The sequence below is a fragment of the Arthrobacter sp. Z1-9 genome, assembly GCF_054792695.1.
This window is the reverse complement of record NZ_CP096456.1, coordinates 3,825,857-3,849,906: the sequence shown is the minus strand read 5'-3', so window position 1 is coordinate 3,849,906 and position 24,050 is coordinate 3,825,857. Positions and strand designations below refer to the sequence as shown.

The 24,050-nt window shown below is 65.6% G+C and carries 24 protein-coding genes and 1 pseudogene; 12 read left to right on the top strand and 13 right to left on the bottom strand.

Annotation, left to right across the window (positions count from 1 at the left end; genetic code table 11):
* Positions 1 to 283 precede the first annotated feature (283 nt).
* Both M1D93_RS17800 and M1D93_RS17795 read right to left on the bottom strand, forming a co-directional pair.
* Entirely contained in the window at positions 284 to 1,504 is a 1,221-nt protein-coding gene (locus M1D93_RS17800; protein WP_461172779.1) for an N-acetylglucosamine-6-phosphate deacetylase, read from the bottom strand.
* Positions 1,505 to 1,694: 190 nt separating this feature from the next.
* Positions 1,695 to 2,993 (bottom strand): MFS transporter, encoded by a 1,299-nt coding sequence (locus M1D93_RS17795; protein WP_461172778.1) that lies wholly within the window; start codon positions 2,991 to 2,993, stop codon positions 1,695 to 1,697.
* A 175-nt stretch (positions 2,994 to 3,168) separates the two neighbouring features.
* On the opposite strand from M1D93_RS17795, the gene M1D93_RS17790 reads away from it, so the two are divergent.
* From M1D93_RS17790 to M1D93_RS17770, 5 genes are all read left to right on the top strand, one after another.
* Positions 3,169 to 4,002: an IclR family transcriptional regulator gene (locus M1D93_RS17790; protein WP_461172777.1), complete on the top strand. Its 834-nt coding sequence runs from the start codon at positions 3,169 to 3,171 to the stop codon at positions 4,000 to 4,002.
* Positions 4,003 to 4,120: 118 nt separating this feature from the next.
* Entirely contained in the window at positions 4,121 to 4,978 is an 858-nt protein-coding gene (locus tag M1D93_RS17785) for a hypothetical protein (RefSeq protein ID WP_461172776.1), read from the top strand.
* A 144-nt stretch (positions 4,979 to 5,122) separates the two neighbouring features.
* The gene (locus M1D93_RS17780) at positions 5,123 to 5,338 is read left to right on the top strand and encodes a hypothetical protein (protein ID WP_461172775.1); all 216 of its coding nucleotides are present in this window, start codon (positions 5,123 to 5,125) and stop codon (positions 5,336 to 5,338) included.
* Between the two features lie 38 nt (positions 5,339 to 5,376).
* Positions 5,377 to 5,637 carry a hypothetical protein gene (locus M1D93_RS17775; RefSeq protein WP_461172774.1) on the top strand — a complete coding sequence of 87 codons (261 nt, stop codon included), beginning with the start codon at positions 5,377 to 5,379 and terminating at the stop codon, positions 5,635 to 5,637.
* A 1-nt stretch (position 5,638) separates the two neighbouring features.
* A complete protein-coding gene (locus M1D93_RS17770) occupies positions 5,639 to 6,571 on the top strand; it encodes a threonine/serine dehydratase (protein WP_461172773.1) in 933 nt (310 codons plus the stop codon).
* Between the two features lie 33 nt (positions 6,572 to 6,604).
* On the opposite strand, the gene M1D93_RS17765 is transcribed toward M1D93_RS17770, so the two are convergent.
* Positions 6,605 to 6,943, bottom strand: coding sequence for a hypothetical protein (locus M1D93_RS17765; RefSeq protein WP_461172772.1), 339 nt, complete (start codon positions 6,941 to 6,943; stop codon positions 6,605 to 6,607).
* A 233-nt stretch (positions 6,944 to 7,176) separates the two neighbouring features.
* A complete protein-coding gene (locus M1D93_RS17760; RefSeq protein ID WP_461172771.1) occupies positions 7,177 to 7,818 on the bottom strand; it encodes an NADPH-dependent F420 reductase in 642 nt (213 codons plus the stop codon).
* 267 nt (positions 7,819 to 8,085) lie between these two features.
* Between M1D93_RS17760 and M1D93_RS17755 the strand changes: the two genes are divergently transcribed.
* Positions 8,086 to 10,083: a rhamnogalacturonan lyase gene (locus M1D93_RS17755; protein ID WP_461172770.1), complete on the top strand. Its 1,998-nt coding sequence runs from the start codon at positions 8,086 to 8,088 to the stop codon at positions 10,081 to 10,083.
* Positions 10,084 to 10,214: 131 nt separating this feature from the next.
* Here M1D93_RS17755 and M1D93_RS17750 read toward each other — a convergent pair whose 3' ends face one another.
* The 4 genes from M1D93_RS17750 to M1D93_RS17735 form a co-directional block, all read right to left on the bottom strand.
* Positions 10,215 to 11,147 (bottom strand): SRPBCC family protein, encoded by a 933-nt coding sequence (locus M1D93_RS17750; protein WP_461172769.1) that lies wholly within the window; start codon positions 11,145 to 11,147, stop codon positions 10,215 to 10,217.
* A 150-nt stretch (positions 11,148 to 11,297) separates the two neighbouring features.
* On the bottom strand, positions 11,298 to 11,630 hold the full coding sequence (locus M1D93_RS17745) for a hypothetical protein (RefSeq protein ID WP_461172768.1): 333 nt from the start codon (positions 11,628 to 11,630) through the stop codon (positions 11,298 to 11,300).
* Between the two features lie 319 nt (positions 11,631 to 11,949).
* Entirely contained in the window at positions 11,950 to 14,595 is a 2,646-nt protein-coding gene (locus M1D93_RS17740; protein ID WP_461172767.1) for an exo-rhamnogalacturonan lyase family protein, read from the bottom strand.
* Positions 14,596 to 14,770: 175 nt separating this feature from the next.
* A complete protein-coding gene (locus M1D93_RS17735; protein ID WP_461175059.1) occupies positions 14,771 to 15,334 on the bottom strand; it encodes a dihydrofolate reductase family protein in 564 nt (187 codons plus the stop codon).
* A gap of 142 nt (positions 15,335 to 15,476) precedes the next feature.
* Between M1D93_RS17735 and M1D93_RS17730 the strand changes: the two genes are divergently transcribed.
* Entirely contained in the window at positions 15,477 to 16,130 is a 654-nt protein-coding gene (locus M1D93_RS17730) for a maleylpyruvate isomerase family mycothiol-dependent enzyme (protein ID WP_461172766.1), read from the top strand.
* A 42-nt stretch (positions 16,131 to 16,172) separates the two neighbouring features.
* Here M1D93_RS17730 and M1D93_RS17725 read toward each other — a convergent pair whose 3' ends face one another.
* On the bottom strand, positions 16,173 to 16,322 hold the full coding sequence (locus tag M1D93_RS17725) for a hypothetical protein (RefSeq protein WP_461172765.1): 150 nt from the start codon (positions 16,320 to 16,322) through the stop codon (positions 16,173 to 16,175).
* Positions 16,323 to 16,535: 213 nt separating this feature from the next.
* Between M1D93_RS17725 and M1D93_RS17720 the strand changes: the two genes are divergently transcribed.
* Positions 16,536 to 17,147: an NADPH-dependent FMN reductase gene (locus M1D93_RS17720; RefSeq protein WP_461172764.1), complete on the top strand. Its 612-nt coding sequence runs from the start codon at positions 16,536 to 16,538 to the stop codon at positions 17,145 to 17,147.
* A gap of 80 nt (positions 17,148 to 17,227) precedes the next feature.
* Here the strand turns inward: M1D93_RS17720 and M1D93_RS17715 are convergent, their stop codons facing one another.
* The gene (locus M1D93_RS17715; RefSeq protein WP_461172763.1) at positions 17,228 to 17,701 is read right to left on the bottom strand and encodes a sensor histidine kinase; all 474 of its coding nucleotides are present in this window, start codon (positions 17,699 to 17,701) and stop codon (positions 17,228 to 17,230) included.
* 335 nt (positions 17,702 to 18,036) lie between these two features.
* Here M1D93_RS17715 and M1D93_RS17710 point away from each other — a divergent pair, with 335 nt between their 5' ends.
* A complete protein-coding gene (locus tag M1D93_RS17710; RefSeq protein WP_461172762.1) occupies positions 18,037 to 19,125 on the top strand; it encodes an SDR family oxidoreductase in 1,089 nt (362 codons plus the stop codon).
* 121 nt (positions 19,126 to 19,246) lie between these two features.
* Here the strand turns inward: M1D93_RS17710 and M1D93_RS17705 are convergent, their stop codons facing one another.
* Complete coding sequence (locus tag M1D93_RS17705) at positions 19,247 to 20,434, bottom strand: rhamnogalacturonan acetylesterase (protein ID WP_461172761.1); 1,188 nt, start codon at positions 20,432 to 20,434, stop codon at positions 19,247 to 19,249.
* Between the two features lie 251 nt (positions 20,435 to 20,685).
* Complete coding sequence (locus tag M1D93_RS17700) at positions 20,686 to 21,615, bottom strand: aldo/keto reductase (protein WP_461172760.1); 930 nt, start codon at positions 21,613 to 21,615, stop codon at positions 20,686 to 20,688.
* 333 nt (positions 21,616 to 21,948) lie between these two features.
* Between M1D93_RS17700 and M1D93_RS17695 the strand changes: the two are divergent.
* The 3 genes and pseudogenes from M1D93_RS17695 to M1D93_RS17685 form a co-directional block, all read left to right on the top strand.
* Positions 21,949 to 22,030 (top strand): annotated as a pseudogene (locus M1D93_RS17695) (YkvA family protein); the annotation flags it as partial.
* Between the two features lie 192 nt (positions 22,031 to 22,222).
* Positions 22,223 to 22,411: a hypothetical protein gene (locus M1D93_RS17690; RefSeq protein WP_461172759.1), complete on the top strand. Its 189-nt coding sequence runs from the start codon at positions 22,223 to 22,225 to the stop codon at positions 22,409 to 22,411.
* A gap of 527 nt (positions 22,412 to 22,938) precedes the next feature.
* The gene (locus tag M1D93_RS17685; RefSeq protein WP_461172758.1) at positions 22,939 to 23,571 is read left to right on the top strand and encodes a carboxymuconolactone decarboxylase family protein; all 633 of its coding nucleotides are present in this window, start codon (positions 22,939 to 22,941) and stop codon (positions 23,569 to 23,571) included.
* Positions 23,572 to 23,873: 302 nt separating this feature from the next.
* Here M1D93_RS17685 and M1D93_RS17680 read toward each other — a convergent pair whose 3' ends face one another.
* Complete coding sequence (locus tag M1D93_RS17680; protein WP_461172757.1) at positions 23,874 to 24,050, bottom strand: CsbD family protein; 177 nt, start codon at positions 24,048 to 24,050, stop codon at positions 23,874 to 23,876.

Sequence of the window (24,050 nt, the reverse complement as noted above, 5' to 3'; positions counted from 1 at the left end):
GCCGCTTCACTACCGACATCCGGTCCAAACGGAGCTCGTACCCGCGCTGCAGCACGTCGATCCCGCTCCCGTCGGCTCCCAAATGGGCGTCTTGCAGGGAGAGCGCATCAAGGGCAGCAATGGAAGCATGAATGCCCTCCATTGCTGCTGCCTCACTCACGCTCTGTCGCATATGAATATCATCTACGGAGGCACTGACAATTTGAGGAGTGCACAACCGCTTAACGGGGCAGGCAGACAGACAACATTTCCTTGTCACCGACATTCCGAGCCGTGCGTGCGGCTAGACGGAGGACTGCAGCTCCATCACCCATTCGCCCCGGCGCAGGACCCCTGCCAGCTTCAGTTCGGTGTCGACAACGACGACGTCCGCAGGCATTCCTGCCCGCAGGTCACCCGCCTGCCGTGACAGTCCCAGGACGGCCGCCGGGACTGCACTCGCTGACGTGACGGCATCCCTCAACGCAACGCCGGCTGCCACGGCGGAGCGGACAACGTCCAGGAGGGTAGCCGTTCCGCCCGCGATCGCGCCCGTGCTGTCCACACGGGCCACGCCTCCGTCCACCGTCACAGCCGTGGTGCCCAGCTTGTAGTGGCCGTCCTGGAGGCCGGTGGCCGCCATGGAATCGGTGACCAGCGCGATGTTGTCTGCTCCCACGAGCTCAAACACTGTCTTTACCGTCTCGGGAGCCAGGTGCACGCCGTCGGCAATGAGTTCGACGACGGCGGTCCCGGCGCGGGCGGCGCTGAGGCAGGCGGAGACGGGCCCGGGGGAGCGGTGGTGCAGGCTGGGCATCGCGTTGAAGAGATGCGTGACTGTTGGGCGCCTGCCCCTGCCGGCCGGTTCAGGGCCTGGCTCCCCGGAAAACTTAGGCGCTGCAGAAAGCCCGGCAGCAACCCGCTCCAGGAAAGTGGCGGCGACCGCATGATCCGACGCGGTGTGGCCCAATGACGGAATGATGCCGCGGGCAGAAAGCAGGTCCGCCAGTTCGCCCGCGCCCGGAAGTTCGGCGGCCAGCGTCATGGAGGCCAGGGAAGGGCCTGCCGCCTCGAGCAGTTCGGCCATCAGCCCGGCACCGGGTTCCAGCAGCAGCGAGGGGTCATGCGCTCCGCACTGCCCTGCCGAGAGGAAGGGGCCTTCCAGGTGTGACCCGGCAACCAGCCCTTCCTCCGTCACCGTCCGCAGCGTCTTCAGGTTGCGAAGCAGATCCGCGGGCGCTGCCGTGACCAAACTGGCCAGCAGCGTCGTGGTGCCCCGGCCATGCAGGTAACGGGCAGCAGCACGGGCGCCCTCGACGGAACCTTCAGAGAAGTCTGACCCGTGGGCGCCATGGCAGTGCAGGTCCACCAGGCCCGGCATCAGGATGTGGCCGGCGCCTTTTCCTGCGGCACTTCGGTCTGGGCCACCCCAGTCACCTGCAGCGTTCCCTGGGTAGCCTGACGCCGGCCCGGCATAGGTGATGTATCCATGGTCGACCGCTACCAGGCCGTCCTCGATGTCCATGCTGCCGGACACTATCCGGCCACGAAGTATCAGTTCCCCGCCCACAAGTCGTCCCCTCCTGCCGAAAAGCGCTACCCCATAACGGCAGCGGGGAAGGGATCAGCGGCAGTTGCCCTGGTCCCGGTGGAGAGCCGCGCCGCACGCCCGGTGGACCGTCACCTCGGATTATTCCATGCCGCCATGGGCCTGGTCAGGCGACCAGTTCCGCTTCCTGCGCAGCAGCCGGGCGGCCGGCCACCCTGAACCGCAGAGCGAGCATAAGTGCGGCTCCGAGGAGCGCGGGTGCAGCGAACGCCATGGCCGCCACCGGTACACCGCCGCCGAAGCTGACCAGCAGGGCCCCGTACGTCGGACCCGCGATGGCGCCGATCCTGCCCACTGCCAGGGCCCAGCCCAGCCCGGTGGCGCGCGTAGCCGCCGGGTAGAACTGCGCGATGTAGTCGTTGATCATGTTCTGGGTGCCGAGCCCGCCGAAGCCCGCGACGGCGGCGAGCACCGTCATCAGCGCGGCCGGCGGGTTGGCGGACATCAGCAGCAGGGCTGCCGCGGCGCTGACGAAGCCAACGATCACCAGGGGCCGCGGCCCGAATTTCTGGCTCGCAACTGCCGCCAGGACCGTGCCCACCACAGCGCCCACCGAGTACGCCAGCAGGAAAGACACTGACGATCCCACGCCGAACCCTGCCGTCCGCATGATTTGCGGCAGCCACGTGCTGACGCCGAAGATCGTCAGCAGGCTCAGTACCGTGATGGCCCACAGCAGCACTGTGGTCCGCGCTGTGCCGTTGGTGAAGAGCGCGCGCGTGGGCGAAACGCGGGCCGCCGGGGTGGGTATTTCTTCCGTGCGCGGGAGGCCGTACACGGCTTCGATGCGGTCCGCTTCGTCATTGCGACGCTGCGTCCGCAGGAAGGATGGCGACTCCGGAAGCAGGAACCAGGCGAACGGAACCAGCAAGAGGCCGCCGGCCCCGATGGCGTACACCGGACGGAAGCCGCTGGACTCCAACAGGGCCAGCGAAGTCAAGGATGCCACCACGGTCCCGGTGGCCGGTCCGGTGAGGACTGCCCCAAGGACCAATGACTTTTTGCCGGCCGGGGCGAACTCGTTGGTGAGGGCAACCGCCGTCGGGAGTAGACCTCCCACGCCGAAGCAGGCGATAAAGCGGAACACCGCGAAAAGCCCCCAGCTGGGCGCCACGGCGCAGGCCAGCATGGCCACGGAAAACAAGGCGAGGGCGCTGACGAAGATGCGGCGCCGGCCGAGCCGGTCCGTCAGGGTGCCCACGATCAGGGAGCCGAGCAGCATTCCCACCAGCGCAAGGGAGCCCACCGCGCCGGCGGCGGCCGGCGTGACGTTGAATGGGGGCTGGCCGATCAGACCGGGAAGGGTGGCGCCATAGACATAGAGGTCGTAACCGTCGGCGAGCAGGCCAAGCCAGCACAGCACAAAAATTCCGGCCAAGGATTTTCGAGGGGCATTGGAGTTCATCGTTGATTCCAATCGGGTCAAGGGGCGGCATGGGACTCGCCGTCGGGACGTCAACCAGCTTGATCCCCCTGCCCAGCCCCATGACTGTACTTTTCACTGAGTGAAAACGCACTTTGTGTCACACGCCACACCGCCGAAGCTGGGAAGACGCAAAATCGGGTCATCAGGAGGGTTTGTGGCGGGAGCCGGCAGGGCAAAGCAGCTGCAGGAAAGCCCCGGGCAGCCAGTGGTGGTGCGGGCGCTGTCCCTGCTGGAGCAGTTCACGGAGCAGCGCCGCGCCCTGGGCTTGTCCGAACTGGCCAGGCTTGCCGGTCTGGCCCCCGCCACCGCCCTCCGGCTGGTGAGGCACCTTACCGAGTGGGGTGCCTTGGAGCGGCTGGAGGATGGCCGGTACGTGGTGGGGCTGCGCCTCTGGGAGATCGCATCGCTCTCACCCCGCGGCCACGGTGTACGGCAGATCGCGCTGCCGTACCTCGAGGACCTGTACGAGGTCACGCGCCACCATGTGCTGCTCGCCGTCCGCGAAGGCACCGACGCTGTCCTGATAGACCGGCTCTCGTCCCGTCACGCAACCGAAGTGGCCTACCGGGTGGGCGGCCGGATGCCCCTGCGCAGCACCGCCGTCGGGCAGGTCCTGCTGGCACAGGCCGGTCCTGGCGTGCTGGAAGAACTGCTCGCACAGCCCGTCGAGGCTGAACCCGGGTCCGGAAACCTGCACTCCGATCACCTGCGTGCCGTCCTTGCCGGCGTGAAGCAGTCAGGCGCCGCAGTAGTCCGCAGAACCCGTCCCTCGCGTACCGTCTCGGTGGCGGCACCCATCTACGCGGCCGATGGTGAGGTGGCCGCCGCGCTCTCCATCGTGGTTCCGGACGCGGCGACGCCGGCGCATGAGCTGGTGCCGCTGGTGCGGGCCGCAGCCCGCGCCATCTCACGCAACCTTGGCCATCAGGCGACTGTGAGCGGGGCGTGGCGGCATTCCCCGCGGGAGCCGGCGGCCGAGCCTGCCTGACCAGGGCGCCCGGCGAGCCTTTGGGAAAGTTGCCGCGCCGGTATTTCCTGCTTCGGAAAAAACCCTTTAGTGTTAAGAACACTAAGCATGCTTCCTATCTCAAAAGGGGTTTTACCTGATGCGAAAAGTACCTGCGCTTGGATTGATGACGGCAGCGATGATTGCCCTGGCCGGCTGCACGGGAGGCGGCGGGGGAGCTGCAAGCCCCTCGGCCACCACGGCTACCGCGTCCGCCTCGGAAACGGCAGAAGCAAAGGTCTATACCGAGGATGAGCTGCGCGAGCTGATCTCGGGCAAGAAGGACGAAGACGGCAACGAGCTGAAGCTGTACTCCAAGGAGCAGGTGGACCAGGGCGGCAATATCGCCAACCTGCTCCTGAGCACGGCAACGGTGGACCCTGAAGACTGCAAAGACATCGCCACGGCGGGGCTGCTGGACACTGTCGAAAGCGGTGAGATCGCCGTCGCGCTGTCAGAAGGCGACCAGCCCCGCACCTTGTCCGCCCAATCGGGCAGCGACGGGCCTGACGCCGTCGAGGTCCTGAATGAGATCAGCGGCAAGATGGACCAGTGCGCCACGTTCTCCGTCACGGCGCTGGGACAGAAGTACGAGGTCACCAGCGAGGAGCTCCAGGCTGACACGGATGCCGAAAAGACCTTCGGCACGGTCAGCACCCGCAGCGGCGAAAACCAGCAGAAGCTGATGCAGGTTTCCGCCGCTGAGGGCAGGCTGCTGGTTGTGGCCACCAAGAGCGGAGCCAACCTCGGTGATCCGGACCAGAAGGAGCTCGAGGACCTCATCAACGAGGTGCTTGAGAAGGCCGACGGCGGCAGCGCAACTTCCAGCCCTACGTCCACCAGCACTTCCGGCTCCACCAGCACGTCGTCGCCGAGCGGTTCGGCGTCGCCTGAGGCAACAGAAACCGAGACTGAAGGCGCCGAGACGTCTTCCGCTTCGCCCACAGCCTCGCGCTAAGGCTGATTCCTGTAGCAAGCAGCAGGGCGGGCAGGACCTGATGGTTCTGCCCGCCCTTCGTCCTTGGGGCTGGTCGACGGATAGCGGGGCGGGTTGAGTCGTCAGCACCGCTACACTGAACCAACCAATACCCAGCATCAGGACATGGCGGACTCAATGAGCGACAAGCTGCACCTCACTCCGGAAGACCAGTTCCCGGAGGATTTGGACACCGTCACAGACCACGAATTGCAGATACTGGACAGCCAGGTCCAGCGCCAGCTGGATCACGAAGTGGTGGTTGACGGCGAACCGAACCCCGAAACCGAGTTCCGCCACTACGAACTGGACGAGGAATTCAACGACCGCGACAAACGCTGACGTACCGACTCGCGCTGCGTTAAGTGAAAGGCAGGATCATGACCACTTCGAATGAGGAGCCCCGGAACACCGCCGACCTTCGCGGTCCGGGTGACCCCGATGAGACCGAGCAGGTGACGCAGGCGCCGCAGAGCGGCCAGCACCCGGAGCTGCCCGGTGCCAGCAACATCCGCGAGGAGCAGCAGGGGCACGCAGCCGGTACTGTTCCGGCGTCGTACTCCGGAAGCGGCGAACCGCCGCAGGAGCACAAGCCCGAGGAAGCCCTGGCCGAGCCGGGAAATTGGGACGACGAAGGCTGAGGTGATTACCCGCGCCGATGTGGATGAAGCGGCACAGCGGACAGCAGGACTCACCCGGCTGACGCCTGTCCTGCAGGCCGACCCCGGTTCGTTTCCGGCCGATGTGTGGTTCAAGTGCGAATTTCTGCAGCACACCGGCACCTTCAAGGCCCGCGGCGCGCTGAACCGACTCCTTGCCAGCAAAGAGCGCGGTGAGCTGAAGCCTGACGTCGGTGTGGTGGTGGCTTCCGGAGGCAACGCAGGGCTGGCCAACGCGTACGCGGCAGCCCAACTGGGCGTGCCCGCTACTGTCTTTGTCCCCGCTGCCGCTCCCGTAGTGAAGGTGCGCAAGCTCGAAGCGATCGGGGCCACGGTGATCCAGGGCGGAGCCGAGTACGCCGTGGCATACCAGGCCGCTGTGGCGCACGCCCGGGAAACAGGTGCTGTTTACTGCCACGCCTACGACCAACCCGAGATCGCAGCCGGTGCCGGAACCGTGGGGGCAGAACTGCTGGAGCAGGTAACCGGGGTGGACACCGTACTGGTAGCCGTGGGCGGCGGAGGGCTGATGGCAGGAATCGCTGCTGCTGTGGAAGGACGGGCGAGGGTGGTGGGCGTTGAGCCCGAAAACGCACCGACCCTCCATGCCGCACTCGCCGCCGGGGAGCCGGTTGACGTTGCCGTATCCGGCGTTGCCGCTGATTCTCTGGGAGCCCGACGCATCGGTGGCATCGGCTTCTCAGTCGCGGTCCGCGCGGGCGTCGCAAGCGTTCTGGTGTCCGACGCCGACATCGTCGCCGCACGTTCGCGGCTGTGGAATGACTACCGCGTCATGGTGGAACACGGAGCCGCCGCGGCCTACGCTGCCCTGACCGCCGGTGTTTATGAGCCGAAGCCGGGGGAGCGGGTTGCGGTGGTCTTATGCGGGGCGAACACGGACCCGGCCACCTTTTAGGAAGGGCAGCCGGGCCCGGTCAAAGAGTAGGGCTTAGCTGCAGAACTGGCTGTAGGTATTGCCAGCCTGCTCATAGCCGGCCTGGAGCTCGGAAAGCCTGGCTTCGTCCGGTGCTTCCTTTGCCTGCTCGTCCGTGTACGCAAGGATCGACTCAAGGGCGGGCTTGAGGTCATCGGAGGCAACCGCGTGGATGGGGCGGATCTGGTTGGCCAGGCGGTTCATGCCCGTCTTGCCGGCGTTGTTCGCGGGGTTGGATACGACGCTCTGGATCCGTTCGCAGGTTTCCGCGGTGGAGAGCTGGTTCGAAGCGGTGCAGGCTGTAGCGGAAACAACGAGTCCGGCAGCGAGCAGGGCTGTGGTGAGTTTCTTCATGGGTCCCTCAGTAGTTGATTGAGGTTTTGATTGTAAGCAGAATCCGGGACCCGGTGCTGGTTCGCCCTGCCTGCCCCCGGGACTATGAAGGGCATCAGGCTCTGGCGGGCCTGGTCCTGGTCCCGGTCTGGGAGTAGGTGGAACCCGCAACTGGCTGGCAGCTAAAGCGTCATTACACGCTTTGCGGGACATCTGCTGCCAGCCAGTTTTGTAGGTCCTTGCTGGACAGGGGCCTAGATGGTCCGCGGCGCCTTGGCGAGGTTGTCCTTCAGTTCCTGCGCATTCTGCCGCACCCCATACGCCGGCCGGTCACGCTCCACGCGCCAGCTCTCCTCCAACAGCCCGATATTGACGGTGTCGAAGCCAAATTCGTCGTAAAGACGGGTGACAAGTTCGGCGGCTTCCGGGTAATCGCTGGCCGTGGCCAGCGCCCGACGGTTCTCCGTACCCACGGGCGCCCCGTCCGTGGTGATTTGGGCGGCACCGATGTGGTTGAAGCCCTTGGCTACCTTCGATTCCGGCAGGTGCCCCTGCAGCAGCCCGGAAGTGGTGGCCTCCCCGTTGTCCAGGGCCGGGATGTGGCCGTCGCGTTCCCAGTAGTAGTTGTTGGTGTCGATGACGATCTTGCCGGCCAGCGGTTCCACGGGAACGTCCGCGTAGTTCTTGAGGGGAACAGTGACTACGGCGAAATCGCCGCCCCCTGCTGCTTCTGCCGCTGTGGCTGCCCGTGCCTTGGGGCCGAGTTCCGCGGCCAGCCCGGCCAGGGTTTCCGGGCCGCGGGAGTTGCTGATGATTACGTCGTAGCCCAGCTCTACCGCCTTCCGCGCGATCTGGCTTCCGATGTGTCCTGCACCAATGATTCCGATGGTTGTCATGTCCGGCCCAACCACATCCTGCGCTCAGATATTTCCGGGCCCGAACTACCTATAACGAAACGCAATAGAACAAATACGCCCACTTAGGAACGCAAAAACCTTGACCCACCCCGACCGGCACTGATAGACCAGTAGGGCAGAAAGCGTTTTCCAGGCGCCGCCAAACAACCCCTCTTCCTCCCGAGGGACCGCGGACAGCGCGAAGTGAAACGTTCCAAACTGTCGTGTGGCAGACTCAGCTGCCGCCGCATCAAAGGAGATGTTCCCTTGTTCTATCCCTCACAATGTTCCCGTCCGTCCCGGGCAGGCCGCGCCTGGAAAGCGGCCCCGCTGGCCGCAGCGGCAACTCTCACGGCCGCAGCGTTGGCGTTCACCGGAGTGCCTCTCGCGCAGGCCAACCCGAGCACCGCCCCCGGACAATCCGGCAAGGCAGGGCTCCAGCGCCAGGTGGAGAACCTGGACCGGGCGCCCGTGGCCGTGCTGACGGACCAGGGCGTCACCCTGGGCTGGCGCATGCTGGGCCTGGACAAGGACAGCGTCGGCTTCCACGTGATCCGCGACGGCGTCCAGCTCACTGTAGAGCCCATCCGGAACACCACCACCTACGTGGACCCGGCCGGAACCGCAGCCTCCACGTATGTCATCAAGACCGTCGGCAACGGAAACGGGCAGGACAAGCTCAGTGCCGAGTTCACGCCGCTGGCCCAGAACTACCTCGCCATCAAGCTGGACAAGCCGGCCGACGGCGTCAGCAAGGACGGGAAGCCGTATACCTACTCAGCCAACGATGCCAGCGTTGCAGACCTGGACGGCGACGGCAGCTACGAGATCATCCAACTCTGGAACCCCTCCAACGCGCAGGACAACTCAAAGTCCGGCTACACGGGCAACGTTTACGTTGACGCCTACAAGATGGACGGCACCAAGCTGTGGCGCATCGACCTGGGCCACAACATCCGCGCCGGCGCCCACTACACGCAGGTGCTTGCCTACGATTTCGACGGCGACGGCAAAGCCGAAGTGTCCATGAAGACGGCGGACGGCACCAAGGACGGCGCCGGAACGGTGATCGGGGACCCCGCGGCGGACTACCGCAACAGCGGCGGCTACGTGCTGTCCGGTCCGGAATTCCTTACGGTCTTCAATGGCACCACCGGCACCATCATGGACACGGTGCCCTACGACCCGCCGCGCGGCAACGTCGGCTCCTGGGGCGACAACTACGGCAACCGCGTGGACCGCTTCCTGGCCGGCGTCGCGTACCTCGACGGCGAGCGGCCGTCCATGATGTTCAGCCGCGGCTACTACACCCGCGCCGTGCTGGTCACCTATGACCTGGTGGACGGCAAGCTGGTGAAGCGCTGGACCTTCGACTCGGACATTGCCGGGGCGGAGTACAAGGGCCAGGGCAACCACAACCTGTCCGTGGCCGACGTGGACCAGGACGGCAAGGACGAGTTCGTCTTCGGTTCCATGACCATCGACGACGACGGCAAGCCGCTCTACAACACCAAGCTGGGCCACGGCGACGCCATCCACACCAGCGATTGGGATCCGTCCCGCCCCGGCCTGGAGACCTTCGCGGTGCACGAGAACATGACCCAGAGCGGCAAACGCGGCGCCACCTTCCGCGACTCCGCCACCGGCGAAGTGCTGTGGAGCATTCCCGCTGCCCGGGACACCGGCCGCGGCGCCATCGGTGACATTGATCCCCGCCACGCCGGAGCCGAGGGCTGGGCTGTGGGCGGCGATGCTGCCTGGAACTCCCCGGTCGGCCAGTTGCGCTCGGCCAAGGGCGAGCTGATCGCGAACAAGATCCCGGCTGCCAACTTCATGGCCTGGTGGGACGGGGACCTGCTCCGCGAGATCGTTGACCACGACTTCGACGCCGTTGCCGGCGTGGGTGTCCCCACCGTTTCAAAGTGGAACTGGGAAACAGAGACCAGCGACCGCCTGCTGACAGCTGCCGGCGCCAGGACCAACAACCACACCAAGGGCAACCCGTCGCTGCAGGCAGACCTCCTGGGTGACTGGCGCGAGGAACTTGCCTTCCCGTCGTCGGACAGCACCGAGCTGCGGATCTACACCAGCACCTCGCCCACCGAGGTCCGGCTCCGCACCCTCATGCATGATCCGATGTACCGGACGGGCGTGGCACGCGAGAGCGTCGCGTACAACCAGCCGCCGCACCCGAGCTTCTTCATCGGTGAGGGTATGGAAACCCCGGCTGCGCCGGCCGTGAAGTACGCCGGCGCGGAACAGTAGCACCGGAACGACGAAGCGCCGCCCGCCTCCAAAGGAGGTGGGCGGCGCTTTCGTTATGTCCGGAAGGTCCGACCCCGGAGCCCTGCTTCAGCGGCAAGCCTCAGTCAGTTTCCGGCGCGGTAAGTCCCGGTTTAGTGCTGGCCGAGGTTCCCGCCAAGGGGCGGCAAGCCGCCGTCGGGCCGGCGGTCGCCTTCGCGGCGTTCCCCGGCGCTGAGGTTCTCGCCCTCGACCGTCTCGTCGGACTCGCCGGTGGTGTCCACCAGGCCGTTCGTCTGGTCGAACGTGTGGCCGATCCTGTCATCACCGAGGTCGGCCACCGAACCGGTGGAGCCGGCTGCCGCCGTCGTGCCGGTAGCCGTGCCTGTGGTGTCCGTCGTTGTGTCCGTCGAAATCGGCGTGACGGTGACTGGCTCCCCGGGAACAGTTGGAGTTACCGTTTCATCGGCAGCCGCGGTGGTGTCCTTCTTTCCGCTGGCGGCCACGGCTGCTGCTGCGCCGGCTGCTGCTGCAACGCCCAAGCCTGCGGCTACCTTGCCGGAAATGCCCGCCTTGCCCGAATCGCCGCGTGAGCCTGCTGCGTCCTCGACGCCTGGCGTGCCTGCGGGTGCTCCGGAGCTGACGCTGCCACGCCACGCCCCGCTGGCGTAGCCCTCGTCCTCGATGAATTCCTTGAACCGCTGCAGGTCTGCCTCGGCCTGGCGCTCCACGACGTTAAGCTTGTCGCCCACCTTCTCGATAATGCCTTCGGGCTCGTACTCAAGCGTCAGCTGCAGGGAGGTCTGGCCGCCGCCGATGTCCTCGAACTCGATGGCGCCGGCGTTCGTGGCGCCTTCCGTGGCGGCCCAGGCCACCTTGCGGTCGGGGATCTGCTCCAGGATCTTGGCTTCCCACTGCCTGCGGATGCCACCGATCTCGGCCACCCACTCCAGCCGGTCGTCACTGAGCTGCGTAACGCTCTTGACGCCGCCCATGAAGTGCGGGAAGTCCTCGAACTGGGTCCACTGGTTGTAAGCGGTGCTTACCGGTACGTTCACCAGAATGCGTTTTTCCACCTTCGTGCTCATAACGTCTCCTTCGCTTTTGTTACCGGAAGCTGATGAGCCGTAAAAATCATCAGCATGCTTACCAACATACCTTTTAGGCCGGCCGGTTTCCAGAGCAAGAAAGAACGACGCCGGCAGCGGGCACCGGGGTCCCTTCCGTAAAAGGGCTGGTCAGGGCTGTCCGAAAAGGTTGCCGTAGGGCGCAATGCCCTCGCCGTTATGGCGATTCTTCCGGGCCGTGGAGCTGTAGTTCTCGCCTTCGGCTGTCTCGTCCGACTCGCCCTCGAAGTCCACCAGTCCGCCGGTCTGGTCGAACGGGTGCTCGAACCGGTTGTAGGGCCGCGGTTCGGTGGTGGGTTCTGCAGTTGCGGCCGTCCCAGCGGCGGTCCGCGGAATTGGTGCACGCCAGGCTCCGGTGGCGTGGCCCTCATGTTCGATGAATTCCTTGAACTTTTTCAGGTCGTGCTCGGCCTGGCGGCCCACCACGTGGAGCAGGCTACCCACTTTCTCCACCACGCCCGTGGGCTGGTACTCGAGCGTCAGGGCGAGTTCTGTCCTGTTTTGTCCGAGGTCCCGAAATTCGGGTCCACTGGTTGTAGGCCGTGCTGACCGGTACGTCGACCACGATCCGTTTCTCCACTTTCGTGCTCATCATGTCTCCTTTGACTGAACCGAATCTGATGAGAAAACTGGGGTCATCAGTAGCTTTAACTTAGCCCCGCCGGGACGCTCAAGCACCCGGGAAATGGGAATGGACGACGGCGGCACCTGCTCCGGGGACCCGGCCCGCCGGGGTGCCGCCGTCGTGATGTGAAGCCGGCGGTCAGCGCAAATGGTTGCCGATCAGCGCCAGGTTCTGGATGACCGCCAGGCCGAACTGCGAGGCGTCGTTGGTGGAGACGGTGGGTGCCTCGTCCACGGGCAGCAGCACATGCGGCGGCTCGATCTTCCGGAGCGTGAAGGCCGCTTCGTGGTTCAGGTGTTCCCCGCCCTCGGCAAAGCTTTCCCACGCCCGGGCCGCCAGTTCCGGATCGTGCAACCGGGCCGCTGCGTAAGCGGTGAGCCGGCTGTGCGCCTGGGTGAGATAGATCCCGGCCAGGGGCTGGCCCACGGCCTCCACCTGCTCCTCCTTGGTGGCCAGGAAAAGCCGGCAGTACTGCAGCCAGGCCCGCTCGAACTCAGGATCAGGGACCAGGTCCACCAGTTCACTGCAGATCTCCACCAGGCCGAAGACTGCGCTGAGGTGTGAGACCTGGATGAGTTCGCGGCCGGTGTCGAACCGTCCCTTGTCCAGGTCGTACAGGGCCTCGCCGGTGAGGAAGCCGTGTTTGAGGGCGCCGATGTCTGCCATGGTGCCCAGGAGTCGGTCGCGGGAGTGCGGGTTGCCGGTCCGTTCCCAGTCGGTGAGCCAGGTGGCAGCGAGGGAGCCCCAGTCCGTCCCGAGCCCCACGCCGAGCGCATTCCGGTTGGGGCGGTAGGTGTCGGCGTCGGGGCGGACCTTGCGGACCGGGTCCAGGCCCAGGAAGTTCTGGTCGCTGTCCACCAGTTCGGTGAGGAGGTCGCCGGTGCGCTCGTCCGCGGTGAGGTAGTAGTAGAAGCGGCGGTAGGCCGGGGTGCTGATGCGCAGCTGCTTGGCGCTGCAGCCCCAGTGCTGCACGTTGTGCCGCGACCCCAGTCCCTTCCACGGTCCCAGGTGGTACACGTCCACTTCGCCAGTGTGCCGGGTCATGGCCTCCGCCAACCGGAAGATGTCCGCCCGTCCGGAGCGCAGGTAGGAGTACCAGAGCCAGAGGTCGGGGGAGAGCTCGGAGTTGTCCCAGGCGTAGCCGCCCACGTCGTACCGCCACACGTGCCGGTCGTAGTCGTAGGTGTGCATCACGTCGCCGTAGTTCCAGAAGCCGTACCAGCGGCGCTGCTCCACCTGGCCGGCGTAGAAATCGAAGAGGAAGTCCAGGTGGTCCTCGAGTTCGGCCCGGGCGGGGGTGCTGCGGTCCACGGGGTCCCAGTCGCCGAAGACGCCCACGGAGTGCAGGTATTCCGGGGTGGCCTGAAGCAGGGCGGGGGTTGAGGCGGCGTGAACGTCCGCAGCGAGGCTTTCCGTTGCGGGGGTGCCCTCGTAGGCGAAAAGAGTTAACTCATGTGTGCGGGCAATGCCGGTGGCGTTGCCGAAGCCCGGCTCGTAGTCCTCATACGTGATCTCGAGCCCCTCGAGCTGTTCCTCGAACGTGTCCTGGCCCAGGCCGTCGTGATAGAAGCGCAGGTCCATGGGCTGGGCCTCGGGGGAAAACAGCCATGCGGTCATGGACGCCTCGCCGGTGGCCGCACCACGGATGTCCAGCTGGCCGGGGTGGGACTGCCAGAAATCCTTCACGCCCACGCCGAAACCTCCGCGGGTATCGGACAGTGAGCAGAAGCCGGCCGACCTGGTGCCGCCGGAGATTCCCACCCAGGCATGGCCCGTGCCGGTGCGCTTGCGGAGGTCGAAGCCGTCAGCGCTGAGCTGTGTGAGCGTGTAGTCATTCCACGCGGGAACCAGGTGGAGCCGCTCCGAAACTTCCGGGTTCCATTCCGCCGGCGGCGGGGTGGGCCGGCCTTCCACCTGCGCCCGGCGGACCTCCTCACCCGGGTCCCGGCGCAGGCCGGTCAGTCCGCGCACGCCTTCAACCAGGAATCCGCCGTCGGCCCCGGCGATTCTGACGTGCCGGTCATGGAGCTCGGCCTCAAGCGGCACGGTGAACCGGACGCCCAGTCCCGCCAGGAAGTCCTGCCCGGCGTCGCCATCCCAGATGAACGAGTGCACCATCCGCACGCTGCGGGCATTGGCGTAGAAGTAGAGCCGAACCACGAACGGAAGCCAGTTCCGACTGCTGCTGCCGGGTGTGTCCGGACGGTGGTGTCCTTCCAGCCGGACGACGGCACGGACGGGACCAGCTTGTTCAAGCACGGCGGCGGTGACCTCGCCGGTGAAGGCTTCCCGGTTGGCCGTTCCGGCACCCTCTGGAAGGCTGTCCTGCAGGAGGCTGACCAGGCAGGCATCCCGTGCCACTTCGGTTCCGCCGCGGGTAAGGCTGCTGAAGAGGTGCGAACCGCTGCGGTTGATCACCGCCTGCAGGGTGCCGGTGTCCACCGTGAATGCTTCGGCCGTTTCGGTGACGGTGACGCTGCGGAGGGCCGACGGCGGGAGGCCGGCTTCGCCGGGTGAGGCGCCGCCGTCGGCTGTCACCTCGTAACCCTCGGAGGGAGCATCGGTGGCGGGGATCGCCAACCCGGCCCATTTGAGCGAACCGTCGGGCCAGGTGGCCAGCGGCCAGGACTGGCTTGCGATGGGCTTGCCGTCGGCATTACGGACGCTAAGTTCCTCGGTGCCCGCTACTTTTCCGCGTGGGAACGGCATGCCCCACGTGATGCCGCTGCTGATTTCTGCCGGGGCGTCGCCGTCGATCCACCTGACCAGCGTGTTCTCAATCATCGTGTCCAATTCCGTCGGTGCGTTTCCGCTGTTTCGGTTTTGTCGCTGGAGGACGGAGTATCACCCGTCACGTAACACAAGAAACCGTTTTCTGAGTCGTTTCAAAATAGTCGCAGGGGAACCCGAACCGCAAGGGGTAGCCGCCATCTGGAGGGCCAGCTCCGGCGCCGGGCAGTCAGCGCCTGGTCTCGTACCTGGTCAGGACCACACCGTCGGGAAACGTCCGGGTCTCCATAAGGCGCAGGTTCACCCAGTTGTCCAGGGCTGTGAAGAACGGTGTGCCGCCGCCCACCAGGACCGGGTGGGTGACGAGCACGTACTCGTCGATCAGTCCGGCCCGCATGGCCGCCGCGGCGAGCGTGGCACCGACGATGTCCATGGACCCGTCGTCGTCGGCCTTGAGCCGGGTGATCTCGGTGACCGCGTCGCCGGTGACCAGGCGGGTGTTCCAGTCCACCGTGCTGGCCGTCGAGGAGAACACCACCTTCGGCATGGCCCGCCAGCGGCGGGCATACTCGATCTGCGCCGGTGTGGCGCCGGGCTGCTGGTCGGCGGTGGGCCAGTGGGAGCTCATCGTCTCCCACACTTTGCGCCCGTACAGCGCCAGTCCCGTAGCCCCTACCCGGTCGGACCACCATTGGAACAGCTCGTCGCTCGGCACGCTCCAGCCGAGGTCGCCGCCGGGCGCGGCGATGTAGCCGTCCAGGCTCAGGTTCATGCCGAAGGCCAGGTTGCGCATGGCGTCAGTCTCCCGTGGGCCGTTGTTCGTTGTCCAGACCAGACCAGACCAGTCCACCAGTCCAAACCAGCACAGCGAGGAATCCACGCGTGGTCCTGTCACATATCGGGTGGTCGTCCTTATCCCGTGGTTATATTGCCCCATGCCTTCCCGACCTTCGGCCTCGGTGTGGCCAGCAGTTCACAGCGAACGCGAGACCCTCATTGGAGAACTTGAGTCGCTTACCCCGGAGCAATGGGCCCAGCCCTCGCTCTGCCCCGGCTGGGACATTCATGACGTCCTAGCCCATCTCGTGGATTCCGCGAAGACAACCCGTCTCAGCTTTCTCCGTCGGCTGATCGCCGCGAAGTTCGACTTCGACAAGGACAACGCAATCGGCATCACCAGGGAACGTGCCGCGACCCCGGAAGCGACCCTGACTGAGTTCCGCCGCATACGCGAAGCAATCAAGACGCCGCCTGCTGCTCTGGCTACCCGACTCGTCGAAGTGATCGTGCATGGTGAGGACATTCGGCGTCCCCTGGGGATTGTGCGCTCCTACCCGGGTGAGTCGATCGAGGCGGCCTTGCGTTATCAACTCAAGACCGGCACCTTCATGGGCGGCGGCAAGGAACACGCAGTTGGATTTCGTCTGCGAGCTTCGGATTCAAGGTTTGAGCACGGTTCTGGCGCAGCGGTCGAGGGAAGCGTGTTGGCACTTCTCATGGCTGTCTCTGGCCGCCCCGTCGATAGGCAAGATTTCTCCGGTGAAGGCGCCGCCGCATTCGTACGCCAGCTCCAACAAGCGGATCAATGACCTCCAGGCAGCCGCCCAAACTCGGCCCCGCACCGGGCTGGGTTATTTGCCGGGCCCGGTAGCCTCCGGAGTATCCGGTCCCTCGGCAGGGTCCTGCGTGTGCACCCGGATCTCTGTGGCGTCGGCATCCGGGTCGCCCTCGGCGGGTGCCTCCGTGTGGACCCGCTCGTCCTGCAGTGGATTCTCGCTCATGGTTGCTCCTGACCGCGCCGGGGACTTCGCTACAGATCATTCAGCGCTCCCTCCCGCAGCCTGTCAAGGACCTGCCGCACCTCTGGCCGAGGTCGGTCTCCATGTGCTGGACTGGTGATGCACTGAGCACCAACCGCCGTCCAGTCACGGGCGGCACCTTTTCCAAGCAGGACATGGACGGCCGGCATTGACTGGCCAGTGGAAGGAACACTCATGGCACCGTTCAAGATCGGATACTTCGTGGGGAGTCTCGCTACCGGCTCCATCAACAGGGTCCTCGCTAACGCACTGATCAAACTCGCTCCCGAGGACCTCGAATTCACCGAAATCCCCATCCGGGACCTCCCGCTCTACAGCTACGATTACGACGCCGACTTCCCGCCCGAAGGCCGGGCCCTGAAGGAGGCCATCGAGGCCTCCGACGGCATCCTGTTCGTCTCACCCGAATACAACCGGTCCATCCCCGGTGCCCTCAAGAACGCCATCGACTGGGGCTCCCGCCCGTGGGGGAGCAACTCCTTCGCCCGTAAACCCACCGGCATCATCGGCGCCTCCGTGGGCAGCATCGGCACGGCGGTCATGCAGTCCTCGTTCCGCAGCGTGCTGAGCTTCCTGGACGCGCCGCAGCTCAATGCCCCTGAGGCCTACATCCATTACAACGCTGCGGTCTTCGGCGAAGACGGCGAGGTCAAGAACGAGGACACCGCCAAGTTCCTTCGGCACTTCATGGACGAGTACGCCGCCTTCGTCGCCAGGGTCCTGGCCGCCAACGCACCAGGCCACATCGGCGACCTTGAGCACGACAGCGCGAAGCTGACGCGGTAGCGGCACCACGAGCCGAAAATACGGATACCCGCCGTCCCAGCGACGGCGGGTATCCAGTTCTTAGGCAGGCATCGCAGTTCTTAGTCCAGCGGCAGGGTGACGGTCACGCTGGTGCCCTGACCCGGGACGGAGCAGACCTCCACGGTTCCGCCGGCCTCGTGGACGGCCGCTGACATAAGCCGCAGGCCATAGCCGTGGTGGCGCCCACACGTGGCGAGCTGGCTGTCAAAGCCCGTGCCGTCGTCGGCCACCACCAGGCGGATCCCGTGGTCCACTGCGGCGAGCTGGAGGTTGAGCTGCGAGGCCTGGGCATATTTGAAGGTGTTGCTGAGCGCCTCCCGCGCCGACTGATACAGCAGAGTGGCACAGTCCGCCGGGATCTCGATGCCCCAGTGCGGGGTATCCCAGCGGACCGCCGTCCCTCGCTGGCGGAGAGGCGCCGTGAGCCGGTCAATGCAGCCGGCGAGCCCCAACGTGTAGAAGTCGAGCGGATGCTGATCCGTGAGCACGCCTTCCACGGCTGTTACTTCCTCAGAAACTACTTTGTTCCCCATGACTTCCTGCTCCCCACAAGCTGGGTGGTCCGATGGATTTGAAGGTTCGATAGCTCCAGCGTGGACCTGCAACGTCAACAGGCAGCAAGGTTTACCTCAAGATCGGATCAATTCTGGGCGCGGCAGCGGGCTCAACGGGTTTGGCTGCCTTAAGCCCGCCCAGGAGTCTCCGGTTCGTGTTCCTTGGTGCGTTCGGACGTGGTGACGACGTCGATGAGGGCTATCCGATCACGACGACGTCCAGCACCAGCCGTGGAGGATTCGGCCTGCAGGAATATCTCCCCGGGATGCCGGCTTGTCCCCATTGGCACGAGCAGCACACCACGAGGAGGACCATGACCATCGGTACAGGAACAACAGCGGGAAATGGGCGGTCGGCTTTGGTAGTGGGAGCCACCGGCATCGCCGGATCCGCCCTGGTGGACATCTTGGCAGGTGGGGGCTGGGACGTCCTTGCCCTGTCCCGCAGGCCCGGGGTGGAGCGCGCCGGGGTCCGGTGGCTGTCCGCGGACCTGACCTCGGCCGCATCGCTGGCCAGTGTGCTCGGGCCGGAGAATCCGTCGCATGTCTTTTTCACAGCGTGGTCGCGGCGTGACACCGAGGAGGAGAACATCACGGTCAATGCCGGGATGGTGCGCGACCTGCTCGCTGCACTCCGCGGCAAGGACGTGGCCCACGTTGCCCTGATGACCGGCCTGAAGCATTACCTTGGACCCTTCGAGGCGTACGCAGCCGGAGAGATGGCGGACACGCCCTTCCACGAGGAGGAACCGCGGCTGCCGGTCCCGAACTTCTACTACGCCCAGGAGGATGAGCTGTGGGCGGCGGCTGAGCAGGGGTTCACCTGGTCCGTGCACCGCGCGCACACGGTGATCGGGCATGCGGTGGGCAACGCCATGAACATGGGCCTTACGCTCGCCGCCCAAGCCACCCTTTGCAGGGAGAGCGGGGAGACGTTCGTCTTTCCGGGATCCGAGACGCAGTGGAACGGCCTGACCGACATGACCGAGGCAGGCCTGCTCGCCGAGCACATGCTCTGGGCGTCCACTACGCCCCGGGCCGCTGACGAGGCCTTCAACATCGTCAACGGCGACGTGTTCCGCTGGCGCTGGATGTGGCCGAAGCTTGCAGCCTACTTCGGCGTGGAGTGGGAGGGGTACGAGGGGGAGCCCCGGCCCCTCGAGCAGTCCATGGCGGGGCGGGAGGGCCAGTGGCGGGAACTTGCCCGGCGCCATAACCTCAGCGAGCCGGAGTTGGATCGTGTCGCCTCCTGGTGGCATACCGACGGCGACCTGGGGCGCAACATCGAGGTAGTGACAGACATGGGCAAGAGCCGGGACGCCGGGTTTACCGGCTACCGGCGGACACTCGATGCGTTCATCGCGCTGTTCGAGCGTTACCGGGCGGAGAACCTCATCCCCTGACCGCGCTCGCCGAGGGCGGTCCGGCTGGTTCCCCCTCCGCGGTCCGTGGGACAGGGGAGGCCTGGAATCACGACGGCGGGACGCGGCTCCCCGCCGCATCCCGCCGTCGCTTCCTGCTCGGTTAGAGGCCTTGGCGTGCCAGGTCCTCTGCCACGAGCCGCGCCAGCTCGATGGCGCCGGCACGGTTGGGGTGCAGGGTGTCACCGGTCATGAACAGTGCGAGCGTTGCCTCCGGACCAATTGCGGTGAAGTAGGCGGACGCCAGGACGTTCAGGTCAACCAGGGGGATGCCCTCTTCCTGGGCCAGCGCAACAGTGGAGTTGCGGTACCAGCGGTTCACCGAGGAGTGCACGCCGTTCACGAAGTCCGTGGCCCGGCCCTGCGGCGTTACCAGGACAGGTGTCGCTCCGGTGGCCGCCACCTGCCGGACCATGTCCCGCATGATCTCCTTGAACTCCGCCTCGGTGGTGGCGTTCTTGGCGGCGGTGTCGTTGATGCCCATCTCCAGCAGGAATAGGTCGCCCGGCTTAATGTACTGCAGGATGGCTTCCAGCTGGCCGTCATTGCGGAAGCCGCGGGCGATCTGTCCGCCGGTTGCCATGTTCCGGACGTCGAAGGCTTCAGGGTCAACAAACTGAGGGAGCATCTGCCCCCAGCCGCCCTGCACGCTGGTCTCCAGGGGGTAGTAGCTGGCAACCGTGGAGTCCCCGCCTACCCAGATGGCCGGATCCATGTCGGGATGGCGCGACACTTTTTCGATGTCCAGCGCGCTCAGCGTGAAGGCCGTACCAACCTTGCCTTCGGTGACCAGCAGGTTTAACTGGCCATCGGTGACGGGAATCTCGAAGGAGGCCGTGGCGCCGTTTCCGGTCAGGTTCATCTCCTGGAAGACGCCCTCGGCCGCAATGCTCGCACGGGACGTGTCTCCCAGCGTGACGGACACCTTGTACAGGCCTTCCTTCAAGTCCACGTCAAAGGTGTTGGCGCTCCTGGTCCCGAATTGCAGGAAGCGGACGGCGTCGCTGCCCGCCCCGGTTCCCTTGGCGGGAACGTTGGCCATGTGCTCGGGTGTGTTGAAGCCGTAACGCTTCTCAGGGCTGTAGGCGTCCGTTGCGCTGACGCCGGTGTAGCCGTCTTCTACCGGTCCGCGGCCGAAGTCGAAGCGGTAGTTGCTCGGCTCCGCGTGGGCCGCGGGGGCGGCCAGGCTGATTCCTGCGCCGCTTACCAGCGCGGCGGCTGCCAGGCAGCAGGCAAGGGTTTTTCCGGAGGGCTTGCGGGACGTGCTGCGCAGGCTGGGACTTTCGATCACGTTCATCTCCTTCGATGACGGGTGGGGCGCGGACCACGGCGTCGTGTTCTTGTATCGATTCAAAATAGGACCGGCAAGGGTGCCGTCGCTTGCTAGTGGGGGTTGCCGGAGGGGATTGGGGTACCGGCGTTACAGCCTTTGTAACAGGCTAAAACAACTGCGGTCAAGAGAAATTGGTGGATTTCTGTTCTATTTTGTTCTGCAATGTGGTGGGCGGGCCAACATCAACCTTGGCTCATCGGGGCGCGGACTTAGCCCAGTTCCCCGGTTCCCGCTGTGGCAAGAGGCAGGATCCTGTCCCAGAACTCCTCGGGAATGTCCGTGCCGGCCAGCTGCAGCGTTTCGTCCACACGGCCCGGCTCTGACATGCCCACGATGGTGGAACTTATCCGGCGGTCGCGGGTGGAGAACTGCAGGGCCGCGGCCGCCAGCGGTACGGAGTACTCGGCGCAGAGCGCCTCCATCCTCCGGACGCGCTCGATAATCGCCGAACTCGCCGGGCGGTAGCAGTAGTTGCGGGCGGCGTCGGGCCCCTTCACCAGCATGCCGCCGCCAAAAGGTGCTGCGTTGACGAACGCGACCCCGCGCCCCATCGCGTCCCGGATCAGGGGTTCGGCGGTCTGGTCCACCAGGGTGTAGCGGTTGTGGCTGATGACGACGTCGAACACGTCCGTGGCCAGGTACTTCAGCTCCAGGTCAATCGGCCCGCCGGCCACGCCCAGCTGCCCGATGACGCCCTGGTCCCGCAGGTCAATCAGCGCCTCCAGCGGGCCGCCCTGCCCGGTGCCTTCCTCGAAGGTGATCTTTTCCGGATCGTGCAGGTAGGCCAACTGCAGCCGGTCCAGGCCGAGCCGCTCCAGGCTTTCCTCGACAGAACGGCGGACGCGGTCCCCCGAAAAGTCTTTGCTCCCGCGGATGGGGTCCACTTTGGTGGCCACCACGAAGCCCGCCGGGAGGCCGCCAACCTCGGCGAGGGCCTGGCCGATCCGCTTCTCGCTGTTGCCGCCGTCGCCGTATTCGTTGGAGGTGTCGATGAAGTTGAAGGGGCTTTCGAGGACGCGGCGGATGGTGGCAACAGCGGTGTCCGTCCCGCGCGGAGCAGGATGGCTGCCCAAGGAGCTGGTGCCGACACAGATGGCTGAGACGGAGAGGCCCGTACGGCCCAGAACGCGGTAATCCATTGCTTGCTCCTCAGGGTGGGTTTCCCGAAAGGCTACCCCGATCCTGACCGGAACAACTGGAGTACGCTCGTCCAGGGGCCGGGCCCCACCCGGCCGTGAGGCAGGGAGATGCGGATGTCCTGGGAGACCGTCGTCGGGATTGCGGCCGGGCTGCTGCTGGCGTACGCCTTGCTGCTGCTCCTCCTGTGGTGGTACGCCCGCCGCCATCCTGAGACCGTCACCATGAAGGACGCGCTGCGCCTGCTGCCGGACCTGCTCCGGCTCATCAGGAGGCTGGCCGCGGACCGGACCCTCGCGGTCGGGGTGCGGGTGCGGCTGGTGCTGCTGCTCGCCTACCTGCTCTCGCCCATTGACCTGGTGCCGGACTTCATCCCGGTGATTGGCTACGCGGACGATGCCGTGATTGTGGCCCTGGTTTTGCGGTCGGTGCTCAAGCGGGCCGGACCCGAGGCCCTGGAAAGGCACTGGCCCGGAAGCCGGCGGGGGCTCGACGTCATCCTGAAAGCGGCGGCCCCGGTCCGCCGTCGGCCCTAAATTCTTTGGTTTTGTCCGCTCCTTTCGCGCCGGAGGCTGTTAGCGTGGAGGCCCGGCCACTGAAGGAGGAGCAATGACCATCAACTCACCTGATTCACTGCCTGACGACGAGCTGCAGGAAGGCGCGGCTGCCGGCAAGGGCAAGGACGACGGCGGCGTTCCCGGCGGTGTGGACGGCGTAGGCATCGGTGCCGATGCGGAGCCGAACACCTTCGAACCGGAAGAGGACCCCGAGGCAACCGAAGGGCCGGAGGCGGACTGAGCGCCGGCGGCCATGCCGCCTGTGGGCCGCTCAAGGTTCAATCAAGATTTCCGGAAGGCGACCCAAACCGTCTTTTTCGGTAGTTACCAGCCGGTACATTTCTAGGTGCTTCCAACTTTTCCCCCAAAGCGGAAGCACGGAAGCCCCTGCGCTCGAGCTCGACTCGCGCGGGGGCTTCCACTCACCGGATGCGCGCTACCTGATGCCACTACCTTTGATCCATGACGAGACTCATCCGCTGGAATGAGGGATTATGGGCGCTGCTGGTGTTGCTGGCGGCGGCGGTCATGGCGTGTGGATTGGCCGACAGCTTCAGTTTCCTGGTACGCCCACCCACATACGTCGAAGGGCACCGCCGGCGCATAGTCCCAGCGCTTCAAGTCTAGGTACGCTTCTCTCGCGGGCCGAGGGGCGCTGGCCGTTTACAAACGGCGGGCCGAGGCCCACAATGAGTCAAAATCACGGCCTCCGTTGCTGGGAGAGGCGGCACCGGCTGTTGCCGCAGCCGGCCAAATGGAGGAGTTTTTGTGACCATACTGAGGATCACCCCCGAATCCGAGGCCACCGGTCTGACGGCCGAAATTTACGACGCCGACCGCCGTTCACTCGGCTATGTCCCCAGTCATACCAAGGCCATGAGCCTGAACCCTGAGGCGTTCCTCGCCTGGGAATCGCTCACTAAGGCCATTAGCAGGTCCCTGGGACTGCGCCGGTATGAGCTCGTGACGCTGGCGGCCGCGCAGGCCATCGGGTCCACCCACTGCCGGCTGGCCCACGGAAAGAAAACACTCTCGATCATTCCGGAAGAGGAACTGAGTGCCATCGCCAGGGACTTCCACGACGCCGGCCTGCCGGAGGCTGAAGTGGCAATGATGGACTACGCGGTGAAGCTCAGCACCCACGCTGCTGCCATGACTGATGACGATGCCCTGCGGCTGCGCGAGTGCGGTTTCAGCGACCGCGAGATCACCGACATCACGATGGCCGCCGCCGCACGAAACTTCTTCAGCAGGGCGCTGCTGGCTCTGAACGTTGAGCTGGATGTTCCTGAAGAACTGAACGATGAGCTGAAAACCGCACTCCTGGCGCCTCTGCCCTGGCCGCATGTGCCTGCCGTGGGCAGCGCTTCCGGTGGCCCCACTACGGCGCAACCGGCTTGACCACGTGAGTGGGGCCGGCGACGGCTGGGGGCGGTGTCCGCGGTCTCAGACGGACACCATCGTCGCCGGCCCCAGCTTGATCCCCGGCACCTGGCCGGGGAAATTCATGGCTGAGACCTCAGCAGCGGGATAACTTCTCCGCTGCTGAAAAGACTATGTTGCTTCAGCCACGTGGACACGAGTAGTCGGTACTCGTTAACCGGAACTGCCCCACCTAGGACAGGAGCAGTTCGGAAAACTGACCGGTGAAGACAGAAAAGGGCGCCGCTCCAGTCGGAGCGGCGCCCTTCCCATAATGGAAATCAGTCTTTCTTGAAAGCGTCTTTGACTTTCTCTCCGGCCTGCTTCAGGTCGCCCTTAGCCTGATCACCCTGGCCTTCGGCCCTCAGGCTTTCATCGCCAGTGGCGTTTCCGGTGGCTTCTTTGCCCTTGCCGCCCAACTTCTCGGCGGCGTTACCGATCTTGTCGTCCAAACCCAC